We start from the raw sequence: 18,055 nt of genomic DNA on the forward strand, positions 1-18,055 counted from the left end.
CACGGCCTGCCGCCGCACCGTCCGCTGCGACGACCGCCGTCGCGCCGGAGCATGACCCCCGCACCGGGCTCGCGGTGCGGGCGATCGTGCCGCTGCGCGGGGTCCGCCGCGCCGTCGCCGAGACCCTGACCCGCAGCCGCGCCGAGATCCCCGAGGCCACGACCTGGGTCGACGTCGACGCCACCGACCTGCTCGCCCTGCGCCCGCAGCTCACCGGCACCGACGGCCGCCCGGTCGGGCTGCTCGCGATCCTGGCCCGGTTCGTCGTCGCCGGTCTCGCTCGGTTCCCCGAGCTCAACGCCCGGGTCGACCCGCAGGCGGGGGAGATCGTGCACCTCGACGGGGTGCACCTCGGCATCGCCGCGCAGACCGACCGTGGTCTGGTCGTCCCCTCGGTCGCCGACGCCCACCGCCTCGGGATGCGCGGCCTCGACACCGAGATCCGCCGGCTCACCGCGGCGGCCCGGGACGGCTCGGTCACCGCCACCGAGCTGACCCGCGGGTCGTTCACCCTGAACAACTACGGGGTGCTCGGCGTCGACGGCAGCGCCGCGATCATCAACCATCCCGAGGTCGCGATGCTGGGCGTCGGGCGGGTGCTGCCGCGGCCGTGGGTCGTCGACGGCGCGGTCGTCCCGCGGTCGATCACCCAGCTGTCGCTGGTGTTCGACCACCGCGTCTGCGACGGCGGCACCGCGGGCGGGTTCCTGCGGTTCGTCGCCGACGCCGTCGAGTCGCCGCTGTCCGCGCTGGCCGACCTGTGACGCCCGGCGCCGCCCCGCGGCTCAGCGCGCCGGGACGACCGTCCAGGCCGGGGCCTTCGCCGGGCGGCCGTCCCCGGAGGACCGGCCCCGCAGGCGTCGTCCGACCCAGGGCAGGACGTGGGCGCGGTAGTAGGCGAGCCCCGCGGCCGGCCCGGTCGGCGAGGTCGTGGCGACGGTCGTCGCGGGCGTCGCGCCGCGCACCCCGAGTGCCTCCAGCACCAGCCCGGCGGCGCGCAGGTGCCCGGGCGTGCCCAGGTGCAGGCGGTCGTCCGACCAGTAGCCGGGCCTGCGGATCTCGGCGTCGCCGAACACGTCGACGAAGGTGAGCCCGTGTGCGGCGGCGAGCGTGCGCACCGTCGCCGACAGCTCGGCGCCGCGGCGGTGGACGACCCGTCCCAGCGGGAGCCGGTCCGACGGGTCGGCGCCGCTGAGCAGCACCAGCCGGACCCCCGCCGCCGCGCAGCGGTCGACGGCGCGGGCGGTCAGCGCGGCGAGCCCGGCGACGTCGGTGCGGGGGCGCAGCATGTCGTTCCCGCCGCCGTTGAGCGTGATCAGCGTCGGTGCGGGGTCCAGCGCCAGCGCGGCGTCGAGCTGCGGCCCGACGACGTCGGCCAGCAGCCGGCCCCGTACGGCCAGGTTCGCGTAGTGCACCGGTTCGCCGGAGGCGCCGGCCAGCCCGGCGGCGACCCGGTCGGCCCAGCCGCGCGGGATGCCGGCGGCGTCCTCGTCGCCCACGCCCTCGGTGAAGCTGTCCCCGATCGCCACGTACCGCACGGGGTCAGCATCCGCGTCGCGATCGCCGCGGCTCGGCCCGGGGGTGGTGACGGCTGTTACCCTCGTCCCGTGCGCGGTCGGACCATTACACGGCGCGCCGGCTGAAGCCAGGGAGCCGGCGCGTGGCACGTCGTGCCCGCCGGACCTGGCCGGATCCTGACGTTCGCCCTCGAACACCGGAGATCCGATGAACGCCCCCACCACCGAGCGCACCCGTACCGGAAGCGATCCCGCCGAGCACGGTCACGTCGTCTCGCTGCTGCTGACCGACGCCGACGACGGCCTGTACAAGGTCCTCACCACGCTGCGGTCGCGCCGCTGGAAGGTCCGCTCGCTGCGGGTCGACATGTCCGGCGAGATCGGCCGGGTCGACCTCGTCGTCACCCGCGACGGCCGGGCCGCCGACCTGCTCCTCGAGCAGCTGCGCCGGGTCGTGCCGGTGGTGCGCGCCGACCTGGGCTGATCCAGGGCTACCCCCGAGGCGTCAACCGCGCGTTCGGCAGCTCCGGCGCCGGCAACGTCGACTCCCAGGCGTCCGGGAACACCCCGAAGCGCCCACCGTCCCACCCTCCGGCGGCACGCTCGTCCTGCCACTGCTCCCGGAAGGCCGCGATCTCGTCGTGGGTGGAACCGACGAAGTTCCACCACATCACGATCTGCTCGCCCAACGGCTCCCCGCCGAGCAGCACCAGGCGGGCGCCGTCGTCGCCGGCGTGCAGGTCCAGGGTCGTACGGCCCGGCGGGAGGTACACGAGCTCGGCGGACGCGGCCGCCGTCCCGCACACCCGCGCCGCGCCGGTGTCGACCAGCACGCCGTGCTCGAACCCGGCGTCGACGTCGAGCGTCACCGCCGCGCCGGCGGGCAGCACGACCTCGGCGCCCAGCAGCGGGGTGAACGTCTCCACCGGCGACGACGACCCGGCCAGCGACCCGAGGAACACCCGCAGCGCGGCGTCCCCGGCCCGCACCCGGGGCGGTGCGTAGTGCTCGAAGCGGGGCGCGGTGTCCCGGTGCGCGGCGGGCAGCGCCAGCCACAGCTGCACCCCGTGCAGCACCTCGGTACCGGGCGTGGAGAACTCCGAGTGTGCGATGCCGGACCCCGCGGTCATCAGGTTCAGCTCGCCCGGGCGCACGACCGCGTGCGCGCCGGTGGTGTCGCGGTGCTCGACCTCCCCGGTGAACAGCCACGACACCGTCGCCAGCCCGGTGTGCGGATGCCCCGGCACGGCCATCCCGCCGGTGTCGGCGACCCGGTCCGGGCCGTAGTGGTCGAGGAAGCACCAGGCCCCGATCAGCGACCGGGTGCGGCGCGGCAGCGTGCGGCGCACCGTCATCGCGCGCGGCCCACCCAACGGCACGTCGCGCGGGGTCACCAGCTCCGCGGCGGCGGTGTCGCCCCCGCAGACGACCTCCTCCGGCACGGTCTCGACGTTGCTCACCGCGCCCTCCGCCGGACGGTGGCGACGGCGTCGGGCGTCACCGGGTCGAGGATGTCGGCGTAGCCCTGGTGGGTCGACACCCAGCGCCGCACGTACGGGCAGACCGGCACGATCCGCTTCCCGGCGGCGCGGGTGTCGTCCAGCGCGAAGCGGACCAGGGTGCTCGCGAGCCCGCGCCCGGACAGCTCCGGGTCGACCTCGGTGTGGTGGAAGATCCGCTGCTCGTGGTCGTCGACGTACTCGGCCCGGCCGACCACGGTGCCGTCGATCAGGATCTCGTAGCGGTGGTGGCCGGTGTCGTGGGTGACCACGGTGTCGTCGGTGTCGCCGGGCATGTGGTCAGCCTCTCAGGACGCCCGGCGCCGCACCACGCGGCCGTCGGCGTCGCGCTCGGGGACGGGGTGCGCCGACAGGATCGAGACCCGGTTGAACGCGTTGATGGTGATCGCCGCCCAGACCAGCACCGACACCTCGTCGTCGGTGAGGGCACCGCGGACGGCGGCGTAGGCGTCGTCGTCGAGGTGGGTCCCGGCGGTCCGGGTGACGGCCTCGGCGAGACCGAGTGCGGCGCGCTCGCGGTCGTCGTAGAGGGCGCTGTCGCGCCAGGCCGGGAGCAGCGCCATCCGCTGCGGGGTCAGTCCGGCCGCCAGCCCCGACCGCCAGTGCGTGTCCAGGCAGGTCTCGCAGCCGTTGATCTGCGAGACCCGCAGGTTCACCAGCTCCAGCAGGTCCCGGTCCACCCCGGCCGCGGCGGCGCGCTCGCGCACGACCGCGACGACGTCGGTCATCGCCCGGAACACCTCGGGGGTCTGCTTGTCGATCCACACCCGGCCCATGTCACCTCCGAACCCGTCACGCGGCGACGGTGTTCCGGGCGGGTGCCGTCTCGACGGTCACGACCACCGCCACCATCACCACCGCGGCGACGACCGGGGTGAACGGCGCGAACGCCGACAGTCCCAGCAGCCCCGCCAGCACGACGACGGCGGCGCTGCGCCCGGCGGTGAGCGTGGGGCGCAGCGCGAGCGCCCACACCCCGAGGACGAACAGCGCGACTGGCACGGTCAGCGTCGCCCCGGCCGCGGCGGCGGACAGCCCGGTCGCGGTGGTGTCGACGTCGACGGCCACCTCGATGCCCGCCGAGAACGCCCCGGCCGCGGCGAAGACGAGGTAGTGGCCGTAGCCGTGCACCAGCGCCCGTGGCATGGCCCGCAGGTGCTCGTGCTGGTCGCGGGCGAAGTAGACCCACCACATGCCCGCCGCCAGCACGAGCCCGCACGCCGAGAGCAGCAGCAGCGGGCCCAGGTGCTCGGCGGAGGACAGCGCGTCGACCACCGCCGTCGTCGACGCCAGGACCGACTCGCCCAGCAGGATCAGGGTGAACAGGCTGTAGCGCTCGGCGATGTGGTGCGGGTGCCACGGTGTCGTCCGCGCCCGCTCGGCGACCACCGGGACCGCCAGCTCGGCCAGCGCCAGCACGACGAACCCCACCGGGTGCGGGTCCACGAGCACCCAGGTGATCCACAGCAGCTGGACGACGACGATGCCGCCCGCGTAGCGCAGCGCCGTGACCCGCAGCTCCCGGTGCGAGCGGGCCGCCCGCAGCCACTGCGTGACCATCGCCAGGCGCATCACCACGTAGCCCGCGACGAGCACGCCGTAGCCCTCACCGGCCATCGCCGACGGGGTCCCCGCGGCCAGGACCAGCGCCCCCGCCATCTGCACCAGGGTGGTGACGCGGTAGAGCCAGTCGTCGACGTCGAAGGCCGAGGCGAACCAGGTGAAGTTCATCCAGGCCCACCAGATGCCGAAGAACACCAGCAGGTACGACCCGACCCCGGCACCGATGTGCCCGCCGGACTCCGAGTGGTGCAGCGCGGCCGACGACAGCGACACCGCCACCACGAACACCAGGTCGAAGAACAGCTCCAGCGGACTGGCCGCCCGGTGGGGCTCGTCCGGGTCGCGGGGGCGCATCGCGCGCAGACCGAGGTTCACACCGGCCATCGTTGCGCGCCGCACTACCCTTCGGCTGCGCCGACACGGGGAAGGACCCACCGATGACCACACCGGACACCACACCGGACACCCGGCCACGGGTGCTGCGCCGGGCGGGCGACTCCGAGGTCGCCCCGATCGAGCTGTACTTCGACCTCGTCTACGTGTTCGCGATCGTCCAGGTCTCGCACACGCTGCTGTACCACCTGACCCCGGTCGGGGCGCTGGAGACGGCGGTCCTGTTCGCCGCGGTCTGGTGGCTGTGGAACTACTCGGCCTGGGCGATGAACTACCTGGACCCGGCCCGGCCGTCGGTCCGGATGCTCAACGCCGGGCTGATGCTCGCGGCACTCGGGATGGCCCTGGCGCTGCCGGGCGCGTTCGGCGACTCGGGCCTGCTGTTCGCGCTGTGCTTCGCCGCCGCCCAGATCGGCCGCCCGCTGTTCCTCGTCGTGACCATGCGCGGGCACGTCATGGCCCGCAACTACCGCAACCTGCTGGTGTGGAGCACGGCCGCGTCGGTGCTGATGGTCCTCGGCGCGTTCCTCCCGCCGGTGGCGCGGCTCGTGGTCTGGGCCGTCGCCGTCGCCGTCGACATGGCGGGCCCGCGGTTCGAGTTCCGGGTGCCGGGGCTCGGCCGCACCCCGATGGAGGAGTGGCCGACCGACGTGGAGCACCTCGCCGAGCGCAATCGGCTGGTGTTCATCATCGCGCTCGGCGAGTCGATCCTGATCATGGGTTTCACGCTGTCGGAGATGGAGGTCGTGACCCCCTACGCGGTGGTGATCACCCTGCTCGGGTTCGCCGGCCTGGTCGCGCTGTGGTGGTCCTACTTCGCGCTCGCCGGACACGGCACCCGGGCGGCCTCCGGCGACGGGTCGACCCGCGCGGCGCGGGCCGCGTTCGCCTACGCACACGGCCTGATGGTGGCCGGCGCGGTGCTGTTCGCGGTCGCGATCGACCTGCACCTCACGCACCCGGAGAACACCCCGGCCCTGGTGCTGACCTCGGTCGGCGGTCCGCTGCTCTACCTCGTGGGCAACAAGCTCTACCTGCAGGGCCGCACCGGGACGGTCGGGTGGTCGCGCTACGCCGCCGCGGCCGTGCTGGCCGCGGCCGCGGCGGTCGCGCTCGTCGCCGGGCACGCGCTGCCCGCCATCGTGATCGGGCTGGTCGTGCTCGCCGTGGTGGTCGGGCTGGCCGTGGTCACCGAGCTGGCCGAGCGGCGCGCCTAGTCCTCCTCGACGGCGCCGCGCAGCGCGTTCTCCAGCACCTCGGTCAGGGCGGGGTGGATCCAGTACTGGACGTCGGCGAGCCGCTCCGCGGTCACGCCCAGCGCCATCGCCTGCACCAGCTGCTGGACCATCGTCGACGCCTGCGGGCCGAGCAGGTGCGCCCCCAGCAGCGTGCCGTCGGGGGCGACGAGGACCTTGCAGAACCCGCGCTGCTCCTCCAGCGCCCAGCCGAAGGCGACATCGGCGTACTCGTGGAGCCCGACCCGGAACTCCAGGTCCTCCTCGCGGCACTGCTGCTCGGTGCGCCCCACGGAGCCGATCTGCGGGGTGGTGAACACCGCGGCCGGCACGAACCGGTGGTCGACCTCGCGCAGGTCGTCGGGGTGGGCGAGGTTGTGCCCGACGACCTCGGCCTCGTGGTTCGCGACGTGCTTGAGCGGGTGCGGGGTCGAGATGTCGCCCAGCGCCCACACCCCGTCGGCGGTGGTGCGGCCGTGGGCGTCGACGACGACGCGGCCGGCGTCGTCGGTGTCGACCCCGGCGTGGTCCAGGCCGAGCCGGTCGGAGTTCGGACGGCGCCCGGCCGCGACGAGCAGCCGGTCGGCCCGGACCTCCGTGCCGTCGTCGAGGTGCAGCCGCACGTCGCCCTCGCCGCCGGTGACCTTCTCCACCGTCCGGCCGGTGTGGACGGTGAAGCGCTCGCGGGCGGCGTCGGTGAACCGCTCCACGACGGTCTCGTCCATCCCGCCGAGCAGTGTGTCGGCGCTCTCGATGATCGTGACCGCGCAGCCCAGCCCGCCGAACACGTGCGCGAACTCGGCCGCGATGTAGCCGCCTCCGATGATCGCCAGGTGCTCGGGCAGCTCGTCGATCCGCATGATCGTGTCGGAGGTGTGGAACGGGACGCCCGAGTCCGCGACCGGTGGCGGGACCACCGGCCGTCCCCCGACGGCGAGCACGATCCGGTCCGCGGTGAACTCCGCGGTGCCGCCGTCGCCCAGGTCCACGGTCATCGCGCGCGGCCCGGTGAAGCGGGCCACGCCGTCGTAGACGGTGCCGTCGTGTCGGCGGTGGTCGCGGCCCTCGTCGCCGATCGGGTCGAGCCGGGCGAAGACCCGGTCGCGGATGTCGCTCCAGCGGATCCGGTCGATCCGGGCGTCCACGCCGTAGGACGACGCCGCCCGCACGGTCTCGGCGACCTCGGCGGTGTAGGCGAGCATCTTGGTCGGGATGCAGCCGACGTTGAGGCAGGTCCCGCCGAACCGGGTCGCCTCGACGTGGGCGACATCGAGACCGTCGAAGCGGTCGTCGACGATCATGTTCCCGGATCCGGTGCCGACGATTGCGAGATCGTGATGGGCCACCCGCCGAGCGTAGGAAGACCGGCGGCGTGCCGCGCGTCGACGGGGCGACGACGCCGCCGTCATCGGGCGATCGGTGTGCGGTACTGGCACTCTGGCCCCGGCGGTGGCGCGGCGCCCCGCGGGAGGCGGCCGGTGATGACCGATCCGACGGACGGCCCGGGAGGAGTGCCCGGCCTGTCCGCCGCGACCGCGGAGGGCGGCGGTCTGGCCCTGGAGGCGGTGCCGCACCCGTCGGGGCCGGTGGCGCTGCACGCCGTCGGCGACGTCGACGCCGCGACCGCGCCGTTCCTGGCCGAGCAGGTGGGCGCCTGGTTCTCCGCGGCCCCGCGGGTCGTGCTGGACCTGTCCGCGGTCGGCTTCCTCGGCTCGGCCGGGATCGCGGCGCTGCTGGACTGCCACCGCGACGCCGCCGCGGCCGGGGTGGTGCTGGAGCTGTACTGCGGCGCGGCGCGCCAGGTCCGCCGGGTCCTGCAGGTGACCGGGACGTGCGAGCACCTGCGGGTGCTCGACCCGCACCCGCCGCCGGAGGGCCCCGGGGGCCACGCCCCGCTGTTCCCGGTGCCCGACTGACCCCGGCCCTCAGCCGAGCAGCTCCCGGCCGGTCCGGTGCCGGTGCAGCACCTGGACGTCGGTCATGCCCTCCCGCAGCGACGCCGAGGTGTCGGACATGTGCTCCAGCAGCGTGTCCGCGAAGGCGATGACGGCCGGGGTGGGGGCGATGTCGGACCGCCGCGCCAGCGCCACCGTGCGGTGGATCGCCGGGTTGAGCACCGTGCGCCGCAGCCGCGGCCGCCCGATGAACGTCAGGTCCGGCACCACCGCCACCCCGGTGCCGGCCTCGACCATGCGCAGCACCGCGTCCATCTGACCGCCCTCGACGGCGATCCGCGGCGTGACCCCGGCGACGGCGTAGGCCCGCAGGGTCACCTCCCGCAGGTCGTAGCCCTGGCGCACCATCACCAGATCGTGCCGGGCGAGCTCGGACACCGTCATCGACCCGCGCGGGGTCAGCGGCCTGCGCGCCCGCGGCGAGGCGACCGAGAGCCGTTCGCGCAGCAGGGGAGCGGTGTGCAGGGTCGGGTCCACCCCGTCGGGGGGCACGATCACCAGCGCGACGTCCAGCTCCCCCTGCACCAGCGCCGCCTCCAGCGGCTGCGAGCCGTCCTCGGCGAGCTCGACGGCGATCTCGGGGTGCCGGGCGTGGAAGACCCGCAGCACGTCGGACAGCACGCCGATGCACAGCGACGGCGTCGCCCCGACCCGCACCCGGCCGCTGCGCAGGCCGACCATCTCGGCCACCGTCGTGCGGACCATGTCGGAATCGGCGAGCATCCTGCGTGCCAGTGGCAGCACCGCCTCACCGGCCGGGGTCAGCGTGACGGCCGACCCGCGGTTGATCAGCGGGGAGCCCAGCTCGTCCTCCAGCGCCCGCAGCGCGCGGCTCAGGGTCGGCTGGGCGACCCCCACCTGGTCGGCCGCCCGAGTGAAGCTGCGCACGTTCGCCACGGCGACGAAGTACATGAGCTGCTGAAGTGTCACGTGCATAGCTTACGGCTATGAGCGGAGACCGTTTCATGCATTGGACTGCCTTACCCGTTGGTATGTCCACTGGAGGACGTGGTCACGATGTCCGAGAAGTCCCGGGCCGGCGGCGGAGCCGAGCCCGCCGCACCCCGGCGCCCGCGCACGCCCAGTGCGCTGCTGAAGTTCGTGATGGCGGTGAGCGGCGTCGTGCTGCTCGGCTACGTCACGCTGCACATGATCGGGAACCTGAAGATCTTCTTCGGCCCCGAGGCGATCGATCACTACGCGGCCTGGCTGCGCACCATCCTGGAACCGGCGCTGCCCTACTCGGGCATGCTCTGGATCGTCCGCGTGGTGCTGGTCGTCGCGGTGGTCGCCCACATCTGGTCGGCGACGATGCTCGCCCTGCGTGCGCGCAGGGCCCGCCCGATCAAGTACGCGGGCGGCTCCTACCAGGTCAAGGGCAGCTACGCGGCCCGCACCATGCGCTGGGGTGGCGTGATCATCGCGCTGTTCGTGGTCTACCACCTGCTCGACCTCACCGCGGGCACGCTGAACCCGAACGGCGTGCACCTCGCGGTGGCCGACAACCTCGCGGCCGACTTCACCCTCGCCCGCTGGTACGTCACCCTGTTCTACGTCCTCGCGGTGGTCGCGCTGGGCTTCCACGTCCAGCACGGCATCTTCTCGGGCATCCAGACGCTCGGGTGGTCGTCGAACAGCCGTGAGCGCACCATCAAGGTGGTGTCGACGGTCTTCGCCGCCGTGCTGACCCTCGGCTTCATCTCGGTGCCCCTCGCCGTCACGTTCGGAGTGGTCTGATCCCATGACTGACAGCACTGACGCCTCGTCCCACCACGTTTCCTACGCCGACTACGCGACCGGTGAGCCGGTCGTCGACAAGGCGGTCCCCTCGGGTGCCATCGAGACCCGCTGGGAGCGCCGCCGGTTCGGCGTCAAGCTGGTCAACCCGGCGAACAAGCGCTCGAAGAAGATCATCGTCGTGGGTTCCGGCCTGGCCGGCGGCTCCGCGAGCGCGACGCTCGGCGAAGCCGGCTACCACGTCAAGACGTTCTGCTACCAGGACAGCCCGCGGCGCGCGCACTCGATCGCCGCGCAGGGCGGCATCAACGCGGCGAAGAACTACCGCAACGACGGCGACAGCGTGTACCGGCTGTTCTACGACACCGTGAAGGGCGGCGACTTCCGTGCGCGGGAGTCCAACGTCCACCGGCTCGCCGAGATCTCCCGCCAGATCATCGACCAGTGCGTCGCCCAGGGTGTCCCGTTCGCCCGCGACTACGCCGGTCTGCTCGACAACCGCTCGTTCGGCGGCGTGCAGGTCTCCCGCACCTTCTACGCCCGCGGCCAGACCGGCCAGCAGCTGCTGATCGGCGCCTACCAGGCGCTGGAGCGCCAGGTGAAGGCCGGCACCGTCGAGATGTACGCCCGGCACGAGATGCTCGAGCTGATCGTGGTCGAGGGGCGCGCCCGCGGCATCGTCGCGCGCGACATGGTCTCCGGCGAGATCGAGGTGCACACCGCCGACGCGGTCGTGCTCGCCTCCGGCGGCTACGGCAACGTCTTCTACCTGTCGACGAACGCCAAGGGCTGCAACGTGACCGCCGGGTGGCGGGCGCACCGCAAGGGCGCGCTGTTCGCGAACCCCTGCTTCACCCAGATCCACCCGACCTGCATCCCGGTCTCCGGCGACCATCAGTCGAAGCTGACCCTGATGTCGGAGTCGCTGCGCAACGACGGCCGCGTCTGGGTCCCGAAGAAGCTCGGCGACGACCGCGGGCCGAACGAGATCCCGCACGACGAGCGCGACTACTTCCTTGAGCGCAAGTACCCGGCGTTCGGCAACCTGGTGCCCCGCGACATCGCGTCCCGGGCCGCCAAGGAGGTCTGCGACGAGAAGCGCGGCGTCGGACCGTCGGGCCTGGGCGTGTACCTGGACTTCGACGACGCCATCCAGCGGCTCGGCCGCAAGGCCGTCGAGAACAAGTACGGCAACCTGTTCGAGATGTACGAGCGGATCACGGGTGAGAACCCGTACGAGGTCCCGATGCGGATCTTCCCCGCCGTGCACTACACGATGGGTGGCCTCTGGGTCGACTACGACCTGCAGTCGACCGTCCCGGGTCTCTACGTGGCGGGCGAGGCCAACTTCTCCGACCACGGCGCGAACCGGCTCGGCGCCTCCGCGCTGATGCAGGGCCTGGCCGACGGCTACTTCGTCCTCCCGGTCACGATCGGCGACTACCTGGCCAAGAACGAGCTCGACGCCGTCCCGGACGACGCGCCCGAGGTCGTCGAGGCCGTGCAGTCGGTCACCGACCGGATCGACCAGTTCCTGTCGATCAACGGCACCCGCACGGTGGACTCGTTCCACCGCGAGCTGGGCCAGATCATGTGGGACTACTGCGGGATGGAGCGCACCGAGGAGGGTCTGCGCAAGGCGCTGGACCGCATCCCCGAGCTCCGTCGCGAGTTCTGGAACAACGTCAAGGTGCCGGGTACCGGCGCGGAGCTCAACCAGAGCCTGGAGAAGGCCGGCCGGGTGGCCGACTTCCTCGAGCTCGGCGAGCTCATGTGTCTCGACGCGCTCGTGCGTCGCGAGTCCTGCGGCGGTCACTTCCGCGGGGAGAGCCAGACCGAGGACGGCGAGGCGCAGCGCGACGACGAGAACTTCTCCTTCACCTCGGCCTGGGAGTACACCGGCCGCGGGCAGGCTCCGGTCCTGCACAAGGAGGAGCTCACGTTCGAGTACGTGCACCCGACCCAGCGCAGCTACAAGTAAGGCGAGGACCCCGTGAAGCTCAATCTGAAGGTCTGGCGCCAGCGCGACGCGGTCGACAAGGGTCGCCTGGTGAACTACACCGTCGACGCCGACGAGGACATGTCGTTCCTCGAGATGCTCGACGTGCTCAACGAGAAGCTGATCCTCTCCGGCGACGAGCCGGTCGCGTTCGACCACGACTGCCGCGAGGGCATCTGCGGCTCGTGCAGCATGGTCATCGACGGCCGGCCGCACGGCCCGCAGCGGGCGACCACCACCTGCCAGCTGCACATGCGGCACTACTCCGACGGCGACACCATCGTCATCGAGCCGTTCCGTTCGGGCTCCTTCCCGGTCATCAAGGACCTCGTCGTCGACCGCGCCGCGTTCGACAAGATGATCCAGGCCGGCGGCTACGTCTCGGTGAACACCGGGTCGGCGCCGGAGGCCAACTCCAACGCCGTGCCGAAGGTCGCCGCGGACCGCTCGTTCGCCGCGGCGAACTGCATCGGCTGCGGTGCCTGCGTCGCGGCCTGCCCGAACGGGTCGGCGTCGCTGTTCCTGGGCGCGAAGCTGACCCACCTGGGTGAGCTGCCGCAGGGCCAGCCGGAGCGCTACGAGCGCGTCGTCAGCATGGTGGAGGAGCACGAGGCCGCCGGGTTCGGCGGCTGCACCAACACCGGCGCCTGCGCCACCGCCTGCCCGAAGGAGATCCCGCTCGACGTGATCTCCCAGCTGAACCGCGACTACCTCGCGGCCACGGTGGGCGGCCGCAAGAAGTAGCGGACCCGCGACGACGGCCGGGGCCCGGTCACCACCGCAGTGGTGACCGGGCCCCGTTGTCGTCGGCGAGCCGGTCGCTCAGACCAGGCCGAGCGCCAGCATCGCGTCGGCGACCCGGGCGTAGCCCGCGATGTTCGCCCCGGCGACGTAGTCGCCCGGTCGTCCGTACTCCTCGGCGGTGGCGTGGCAGCGGTCGTGGATGTCGGTCATGATCTCGCTCAGCCGGTTCTCCGAGTACTCGAAGCTCCACGAGTCGCGCGAGGCGTTCTGCTGCATCTCCAGCGCCGACGCCGCGACACCGCCGGCGTTCGCGGCCTTGCCCGGGGCGAAGATCGCGCCCCCCTCGCGCAGCACCTCCACCGCGTCCGGGGTCGTCGGCATGTTCGCGCCCTCACCGACGAACAGGCATCCCGAGCGCAGCAGGGCGCGGGCGCCGTCGGCGTCGAGCTCGTTCTGGGTCGCCGAGGGCAGCGCGACCTGGCAGGGCACGTCCCAGATGGAGCGGTCGGTGGAGAACTCGGCGCGCCCGATCTTGTCGGTGTAGACGTGCAGCCGCTCGCGCCGGACCTCCTTGATGTCCTTGAGCAGTTCCAGGTCCACCCCCTGGGGGTCGTGCACGACGCCGTCGGAGTCCGACACCGCGACGACCCGGCCGCCGAGCTGGTGGACCTTCTCCACGGTGTAGAGCGCGACGTTGCCCGAGCCGGACACCACGACGTCCTTGCCCTCCAGCGAGTCCCCGCGGACCTCCAGGGCGCGACGGGCGAAGAACGCGCTGCCGTAGCCGGTGGCCTCGCGCCGGACCTGCGCACCGCCGAAGGCCAGCGCCTTCCCGGTCAGCACACCGGACTCGTAGCGGTTGGTGATGCGCTTGTACTGGCCGAACAGGTAGCCGAGCTCGCGGCCGCCGACACCCATGTCCCCGGCGGGGACATCGGTGTACTCACCGAGGTGGCGGTAGAGCTCGGTCATGAAGCTCTGGCAGAAGCGCATGATCTCGCGATCGGAGCGCCCCCGCGGGTCGAAGTCCGATCCGCCCTTGCCGCCGCCGATCGGCAGCCCGGTCAGGGCGTTCTTGAAGATCTGTTCGAAGCCGAGGAACTTGACCGTCCCGAGCAGCACGGTCGGGTGGAACCGCAGACCGCCCTTGAACGGGCCCAGCGCGCTGTTGAACTCCACCCGGAAGCCCCGGTTGATGTGGATGTCCCCGTCGTCGTCCTCCCACGGCACCCGGAAGATGATCTGCCGCTCGGGCTCGCAGATCCGCTCGACGATCCGCGCCTCGGCGTACTCCGGGTGCTTGTCCACAGCCGGGCCGATGCTCTCCAGCACCTCGTGGACGGCCTGGTGGAACTCGGTCTCGCCCGGGTTGCGGTCCAGGACGCGCTGGTGGATGGGTTCGAGGGTGGGGTGCATCGGTGCTGCTCGTTCTCCTCTCGGCGACCGGCAGGGCGCCGGCGGCCGGTCACGGACCGGGGATGCCCGGGATCGGCCGGGTCGACTGTTCATGAGACCACCGCGGCCGTTCCGCGGAGGCATCGATCGGATCACAGACGGTGTGACCCCGGCCGCTGTGAGCCACATCTCCATCCGGGACCGAATCGGGCACCGACGTAGATCACATGTGATCCGCGTCGTATTCTCTGGCGGTCCCGCGCCCCCGCGTGGTGACGAGTTGGACACGGCGCTGTGTCCGGGCCCGCACCGGGTCATGGTGCCGGTGAGACGACAGGAGCTCCCGCGCGTGTCATCCACCACTGACACCGGCGGCCGGGCCGGCTCGGGCCGGGCAACCATCGCTGCACGCACGCTGCGCACCGACCGATGGTGGCTCCCACCGCTCGCGACCTTCGTCGCGTTCGTCGCCTGGGTCGCCTACGCCACGGTGCGGGCCTTCATGCAGGACCACTACTTCGTCGCCGAGTACGGCTATCTGACGCCGTTCTACTCGCCCTGCGTCTCGATGGGCTGCGTGGAGGAGGCCTCGCACTTCGGCCGGTTCCTGCCCGACGTGTGGTGGCTGCCCTACGCGGCGGTCTCCCTGCCGTTCCTGCTGCTGTTCCGGCTGACCTGCTACTACTACCGCAAGGCCTACTACCGGGCGTTCTGGCTCTCCCCGCCGGCCTGCGCGGTCGCCGAGCCGCACCGCCGCTACACCGGTGAGACGCGCTTCCCGCTGATCCTGCAGAACGCGCACCGCTACTTCTTCTACATCGCCGGGATCATCACGCTGATCAACGCCTACGACGCGGTGCTGGCCTTCGCCAAACCCGGCGGCGGGTTCGGCCTGGGGCTGGGCAACATCATCCTGGTCGTGAACGTGGTGCTGCTGTTCGGCTACACGCTCTCGTGCCACTCGTGCCGCAGCGCCGTCGGCGGGCGGCTCAACCACTTCTCGAAGCACCCGGTCCGCTACAAGCTGTGGACCCAGGTCTCGAAGCTGAACACGCGGCACAACCAGTTCGCGTGGGCGACGCTGGTGAGCCTCGCCGTCACCGACTTCTACGTCATGGCCGTCTCCGCCGGCTGGATCAGCGACCTGCGGATCGTGGGGTGAGCACCGAGATGGACGAACAGATCGAGCGGCACGACTACGACGTCGTCGTCATCGGGGCCGGCGGTGCCGGTCTGCGGGCGGCGATCGAGGCGCGGCTGCAGGGCAAGCGGACGGCGATCATCTCCAAGTCGCTGTTCGGCAAGGCGCACACCGTGATGGCCGAGGGCGGCTGCGCGGCGTCGATGGGCAACGCCAACCCGAACGACAACTGGCAGGTCCACTACCGCGACACCATGCGCGGCGGGAAGTTCCTCAACAACTGGCGGATGGCCGAGCTGCACGCCAAGGAGGCCCCGGACCGGGTCTGGGAGCTGGAGACCTACGGGGCGCTGTTCGACCGCACGAAGGACGGAAAGATCAGCCAGCGCAACTTCGGCGGGCACACCTACCCGCGGCTGGCGCACGTCGGCGACCGGACCGGCCTGGAGCTGATCCGCACCCTGCAGCAGAAGGTGGTCTCGCTGCAGCAGGAGGACCTCGCCGAGACCGGTGACGCCGAGTCCCGCATCCGGGTCTTCCACGAGTGCACGATCACCGAGCTGTTCACCACCGACGGCGCGATCTCGGGCTGCTTCGGCTACTTCCGCGGCGACGGCCGGTTCGTGCGCTTCGACGCGCCCGCGATCGTGCTCGCCACCGGCGGGGTCGGGAAGAGCTACTCGGTCACGTCGAACTCCTGGGAGTACACCGGCGACGGCCACGCGCTGGCCCTGCGCGCCGGCGCGACGCTGATCAACATGGAGTTCCTGCAGTTCCACCCAACGGGCATGGTGTGGCCGCCGTCGGTGCGCGGGCTGCTGGTCACCGAGTCGGTCCGCGGCGACGGCGGCGTGCTGCGCAACACCGACGGCAAGCGGTTCATGTTCGAGTACGTGCCGGACGTGTTCAAGGAGCAGTACGCCACCTCCGAGGAGGAGGGCGACCGCTGGTACACCGACCCGGACAACAACCGGCGCCCGCCGGAGCTGCTGCCCCGCGACGAGGTGGCCCGGGCGATCAACTCCGAGGTCAAGGCCGGGCGCGGGACCGAGCACGGCGGGGTGTTCCTCGACGTGTCGACCCGGCTGAAGCCCGAGGAGATCCTCAAGCGGCTGCCGTCGATGCACCACCAGTTCAAGGAGCTGGCCGACGTCGACATCACCAAGGAGCCGATGGAGGTCGGCCCGACCTGTCACTACGTGATGGGCGGGGTGGAGGTCGAGCCGGACACCGCGATGTCGAAGGTCCCCGGCCTGTTCGCTGCGGGCGAGGTCGCGGGCGGCATGCACGGCTCCAACCGGCTCGGCGGCAACTCGCTGTCGGACCTGCTGGTGTTCGGGCGTCGCGCCGGGCTGCACGCCGCGCAGCACGCCGACACCGGCCGGCCCGCCGTGGCCGAGTCCGACGTCGCCGCCGCGTTGGAGCGGGCGATGCTGCCGTTCTCCAGCGCGACCGCGGGCGGGGAGAACCCGTTCGTCGTGCAGCAGGAGTTGCAGAAGACGATGCACGAGCTCGTCGGGATCATCCGCAAGGGCGACGAGATGGAGCTCGCGCTGAAGAAGCTCGAGGACATCGCCACCCGCACCCGGACGGTCTCGGTGGAGGGGCACCGCCGGTTCAACCCGGGCTGGCACCTGGCCCTGGACCTGCGCAACATGCTGCTCGTCGCGCTCTGCACCGGGAAGGCGGCGCTGGAGCGCCAGGAGTCCCGGGGCGGGCACACCCGCGACGACTTCCCGGTCATGGACTCGGACTGGCGGCACCTGCTGCTGGTGTGCCGGGCGATCGGCGAGGACGACGTCGAGCTGACCCGTCAGGAGCAGCTCCCGATGCGGTCGGACCTGTTCGACCTGTTCGAGTCCGACGAGCTGAAGAAGTACTACACCGGAGACGAGCTGGGCGGTCACCGTGCCGACTCCGCGGAGGGGAACCAGTGAGCAGTCACCTGCACCACTTCCGCGTCTGGCGCGGCGACGACACCAAGGGCGAGCTGGTCGACTACCCGGTGGAGGTGAACGAGGGCGAGGTCGTCCTCGACGTCATCCACCGGCTGCAGGCCACCGAGGCCGGCGACCTGGCCGTGCGGTGGAACTGCAAGGCGGGCAAGTGCGGCTCGTGCTCGGCGGAGATCAACGGCCGGCCGCGGCTGATGTGCATGACGCGGATGAACACCTTCGACGACGAGGAGATCGTCACCGTCACGCCGCTGCGCAGCTTCCCGGTCATCCGCGACCTCGTGACCGACGTGTCGTTCAACTACACCAAGGCCCGCGAGATCCCCAGCTTCACCCCGCCCGAGGGCGTGGCTCCGGGCGAGTACCGGATGGCGCAGGTCGACGTCGAGCGGAGCCAGGAGTTCCGCAAGTGCATCGAGTGCTACCTGTGCCAGAACACCTGCCACGTGGTCCGCGACCACGAGGAGAACAAGGAGGCGTTCGCCGGGCCGCGCTACCTGATGCGGATGGCGGAGCTGGACATGCACCCGCTCGACGCGCACGGCAACCGCGCCGTCGAGGCCCAGGAGGAGCACGGGCTGGGGTTCTGCAACATCACCAAGTGCTGCACCGAGGTGTGCCCCGAGCACATCAAGATCACCGACAACGCGCTCATCCCGCTCAAGGAGCGCGCGGTGGACCGCAAGTACGACCCGCTGGTGTGGCTGGGGGACAAGATCTTCCGGCGCTCCGGGAGCTGAGCGTGCCGGCGCGCCCCGGCGGCGGGCGGCGCACCCGCCGCACGGGGTGCGGGGACCGTGCCGGGGGTGCGACGGGTCGCTCAGCGCTCGATCGACCGGCGGATCTCGGCGAGCCGGTCGGCGGCCTTGCGCTCGCGCTCGGCGAACGCGTCCTCCGCCTC

General features: G+C 72.1%; 18 protein-coding genes. 10 read left to right on the forward strand and 8 right to left on the reverse strand.

Features of this window, described 5'->3' with window-relative positions; all coding sequences use genetic code 11:
* Positions 1-764 (forward strand): dihydrolipoamide acetyltransferase family protein (locus GTW08_RS16985; RefSeq protein WP_161152216.1); only part of this gene is annotated, 764 nt, incomplete at its 5' end.
* 21 nt (positions 765-785) lie between these two features.
* Here the strand turns inward: GTW08_RS16985 and GTW08_RS16990 are convergent.
* Positions 786-1,538: an SGNH/GDSL hydrolase family protein gene (locus GTW08_RS16990; RefSeq protein WP_073577404.1), complete on the reverse strand. Its 753-nt coding sequence runs from the start codon at positions 1,536-1,538 to the stop codon at positions 786-788.
* A 187-nt stretch (positions 1,539-1,725) separates the two neighbouring features.
* Between GTW08_RS16990 and GTW08_RS16995 the strand changes: the two genes are divergently transcribed.
* Positions 1,726-2,001, forward strand: a complete 276-nt coding sequence (locus tag GTW08_RS16995) for an ACT domain-containing protein (RefSeq protein ID WP_073577405.1) — start codon at positions 1,726-1,728, stop codon at positions 1,999-2,001.
* Positions 2,002-2,008: 7 nt separating this feature from the next.
* Here the strand turns inward: GTW08_RS16995 and GTW08_RS17000 are convergent, their stop codons facing one another.
* Genes GTW08_RS17000 through GTW08_RS17015 form a run of 4 tightly spaced genes read right to left on the reverse strand, consistent with a single transcriptional unit; the run spans position 2,009 to position 4,984 of the window.
* The gene (locus tag GTW08_RS17000; protein WP_073577406.1) at positions 2,009-2,977 is read right to left on the reverse strand and encodes a pirin family protein; all 969 of its coding nucleotides are present in this window, start codon (positions 2,975-2,977) and stop codon (positions 2,009-2,011) included.
* Positions 2,974-3,312: a GNAT family N-acetyltransferase gene (locus GTW08_RS17005; protein WP_073577407.1), complete on the reverse strand. Its 339-nt coding sequence runs from the start codon at positions 3,310-3,312 to the stop codon at positions 2,974-2,976. Before GTW08_RS17005 ends, GTW08_RS17000 begins: the two co-directional genes overlap by 4 nt.
* Before the next feature lie 12 nt (positions 3,313-3,324).
* Positions 3,325-3,813 (reverse strand): carboxymuconolactone decarboxylase family protein, encoded by a 489-nt coding sequence (locus GTW08_RS17010; RefSeq protein WP_073577408.1) that lies wholly within the window; start codon positions 3,811-3,813, stop codon positions 3,325-3,327.
* 16 nt (positions 3,814-3,829) lie between these two features.
* On the reverse strand, positions 3,830-4,984 hold the full coding sequence (locus GTW08_RS17015) for a low temperature requirement protein A (protein ID WP_202417285.1): 1,155 nt from the start codon (positions 4,982-4,984) through the stop codon (positions 3,830-3,832).
* 53 nt (positions 4,985-5,037) lie between these two features.
* Between GTW08_RS17015 and GTW08_RS17020 the strand changes: the two genes are divergently transcribed.
* Positions 5,038-6,210: a low temperature requirement protein A gene (locus GTW08_RS17020; protein ID WP_073577409.1), complete on the forward strand. Its 1,173-nt coding sequence runs from the start codon at positions 5,038-5,040 to the stop codon at positions 6,208-6,210.
* Here GTW08_RS17020 and GTW08_RS17025 read toward each other — a convergent pair.
* Positions 6,207-7,574, reverse strand: coding sequence for a mycothione reductase (locus GTW08_RS17025; RefSeq protein WP_073577410.1), 1,368 nt, complete (start codon positions 7,572-7,574; stop codon positions 6,207-6,209). The two genes, GTW08_RS17020 and GTW08_RS17025, sit on opposite strands and share 4 nt — an antisense overlap.
* A 135-nt stretch (positions 7,575-7,709) precedes the next feature.
* Here GTW08_RS17025 and GTW08_RS17030 point away from each other — a divergent pair, with 135 nt between their 5' ends.
* Positions 7,710-8,144: an STAS domain-containing protein gene (locus tag GTW08_RS17030; protein ID WP_161152217.1), complete on the forward strand. Its 435-nt coding sequence runs from the start codon at positions 7,710-7,712 to the stop codon at positions 8,142-8,144.
* A gap of 9 nt (positions 8,145-8,153) precedes the next feature.
* Here GTW08_RS17030 and GTW08_RS17035 read toward each other — a convergent pair whose 3' ends face one another.
* On the reverse strand, positions 8,154-9,113 hold the full coding sequence (locus GTW08_RS17035; RefSeq protein WP_161152218.1) for a LysR substrate-binding domain-containing protein: 960 nt from the start codon (positions 9,111-9,113) through the stop codon (positions 8,154-8,156).
* Positions 9,114-9,200: 87 nt separating this feature from the next.
* Here GTW08_RS17035 and GTW08_RS17040 point away from each other — a divergent pair, with 87 nt between their 5' ends.
* Genes GTW08_RS17040 through GTW08_RS17050 form a run of 3 tightly spaced genes read left to right on the forward strand, consistent with a single transcriptional unit; the run spans position 9,201 to position 12,663 of the window.
* The gene (locus GTW08_RS17040) at positions 9,201-9,920 is read left to right on the forward strand and encodes a succinate dehydrogenase cytochrome b subunit (protein WP_083658973.1); all 720 of its coding nucleotides are present in this window, start codon (positions 9,201-9,203) and stop codon (positions 9,918-9,920) included.
* A gap of 4 nt (positions 9,921-9,924) precedes the next feature.
* The gene (locus tag GTW08_RS17045; RefSeq protein WP_139282949.1) at positions 9,925-11,901 is read left to right on the forward strand and encodes a fumarate reductase/succinate dehydrogenase flavoprotein subunit; all 1,977 of its coding nucleotides are present in this window, start codon (positions 9,925-9,927) and stop codon (positions 11,899-11,901) included.
* A 12-nt stretch (positions 11,902-11,913) separates the two neighbouring features.
* The gene (locus GTW08_RS17050) at positions 11,914-12,663 is read left to right on the forward strand and encodes a succinate dehydrogenase/fumarate reductase iron-sulfur subunit (RefSeq protein ID WP_062396708.1); all 750 of its coding nucleotides are present in this window, start codon (positions 11,914-11,916) and stop codon (positions 12,661-12,663) included.
* A 78-nt stretch (positions 12,664-12,741) separates the two neighbouring features.
* On the opposite strand, the gene gdhA is transcribed toward GTW08_RS17050, so the two are convergent.
* The gene (gdhA, locus tag GTW08_RS17055) at positions 12,742-14,079 is read right to left on the reverse strand and encodes an NADP-specific glutamate dehydrogenase (RefSeq protein WP_161152219.1); all 1,338 of its coding nucleotides are present in this window, start codon (positions 14,077-14,079) and stop codon (positions 12,742-12,744) included.
* Positions 14,080-14,407: 328 nt separating this feature from the next.
* Between gdhA and GTW08_RS17060 the strand changes: the two genes are divergently transcribed.
* The 3 genes from GTW08_RS17060 to GTW08_RS17070 are packed head-to-tail and all read left to right on the forward strand — an operon-like array spanning position 14,408 to position 17,894.
* Positions 14,408-15,220, forward strand: coding sequence for a hypothetical protein (locus GTW08_RS17060; RefSeq protein ID WP_161152220.1), 813 nt, complete (start codon positions 14,408-14,410; stop codon positions 15,218-15,220).
* 8 nt (positions 15,221-15,228) lie between these two features.
* Positions 15,229-17,136 (forward strand): fumarate reductase/succinate dehydrogenase flavoprotein subunit, encoded by a 1,908-nt coding sequence (locus tag GTW08_RS17065; protein ID WP_073577480.1) that lies wholly within the window; start codon positions 15,229-15,231, stop codon positions 17,134-17,136.
* Positions 17,133-17,894: a succinate dehydrogenase/fumarate reductase iron-sulfur subunit gene (locus tag GTW08_RS17070; protein WP_073577415.1), complete on the forward strand. Its 762-nt coding sequence runs from the start codon at positions 17,133-17,135 to the stop codon at positions 17,892-17,894. Before GTW08_RS17065 ends, GTW08_RS17070 begins: the two co-directional genes overlap by 4 nt.
* The last annotated feature ends 161 nt before the right edge of the window (positions 17,895-18,055 follow it).

The organism is Pseudonocardia sp. SID8383 (genome assembly GCF_009864975.1).
Lineage (GTDB): Bacteria > Actinomycetota > Actinomycetes > Mycobacteriales > Pseudonocardiaceae > Pseudonocardia > Pseudonocardia alni.

Excerpts from the sequence above, each read along its gene's own strand:
- GTW08_RS16995 (WP_073577405.1), top strand. The coding sequence starts at position 1,726 with ATGAACGCCCCCACCACCGAGCGCACCCGTACCGGAAGCGATCCCGCC.
- GTW08_RS17005 (WP_073577407.1), bottom strand. The coding sequence starts at position 3,312 with ATGCCCGGCGACACCGACGACACCGTGGTCACCCACGACACCGGCCAC.
- GTW08_RS17010 (WP_073577408.1), bottom strand. The coding sequence starts at position 3,813 with ATGGGCCGGGTGTGGATCGACAAGCAGACCCCCGAGGTGTTCCGGGCG.
- GTW08_RS17015 (WP_202417285.1), bottom strand. The coding sequence starts at position 4,984 with ATGGCCGGTGTGAACCTCGGTCTGCGCGCGATGCGCCCCCGCGACCCG.
- GTW08_RS17020 (WP_073577409.1), top strand. The coding sequence starts at position 5,038 with ATGACCACACCGGACACCACACCGGACACCCGGCCACGGGTGCTGCGC.
- GTW08_RS17030 (WP_161152217.1), top strand. The coding sequence starts at position 7,710 with ATGACCGATCCGACGGACGGCCCGGGAGGAGTGCCCGGCCTGTCCGCC.
- GTW08_RS17040 (WP_083658973.1), top strand. The coding sequence starts at position 9,201 with ATGTCCGAGAAGTCCCGGGCCGGCGGCGGAGCCGAGCCCGCCGCACCC.
- GTW08_RS17045 (WP_139282949.1), top strand. The coding sequence starts at position 9,925 with ATGACTGACAGCACTGACGCCTCGTCCCACCACGTTTCCTACGCCGAC.
- gdhA (WP_161152219.1), bottom strand. The coding sequence starts at position 14,079 with ATGCACCCCACCCTCGAACCCATCCACCAGCGCGTCCTGGACCGCAAC.
- GTW08_RS17065 (WP_073577480.1), top strand. The coding sequence starts at position 15,229 with ATGGACGAACAGATCGAGCGGCACGACTACGACGTCGTCGTCATCGGG.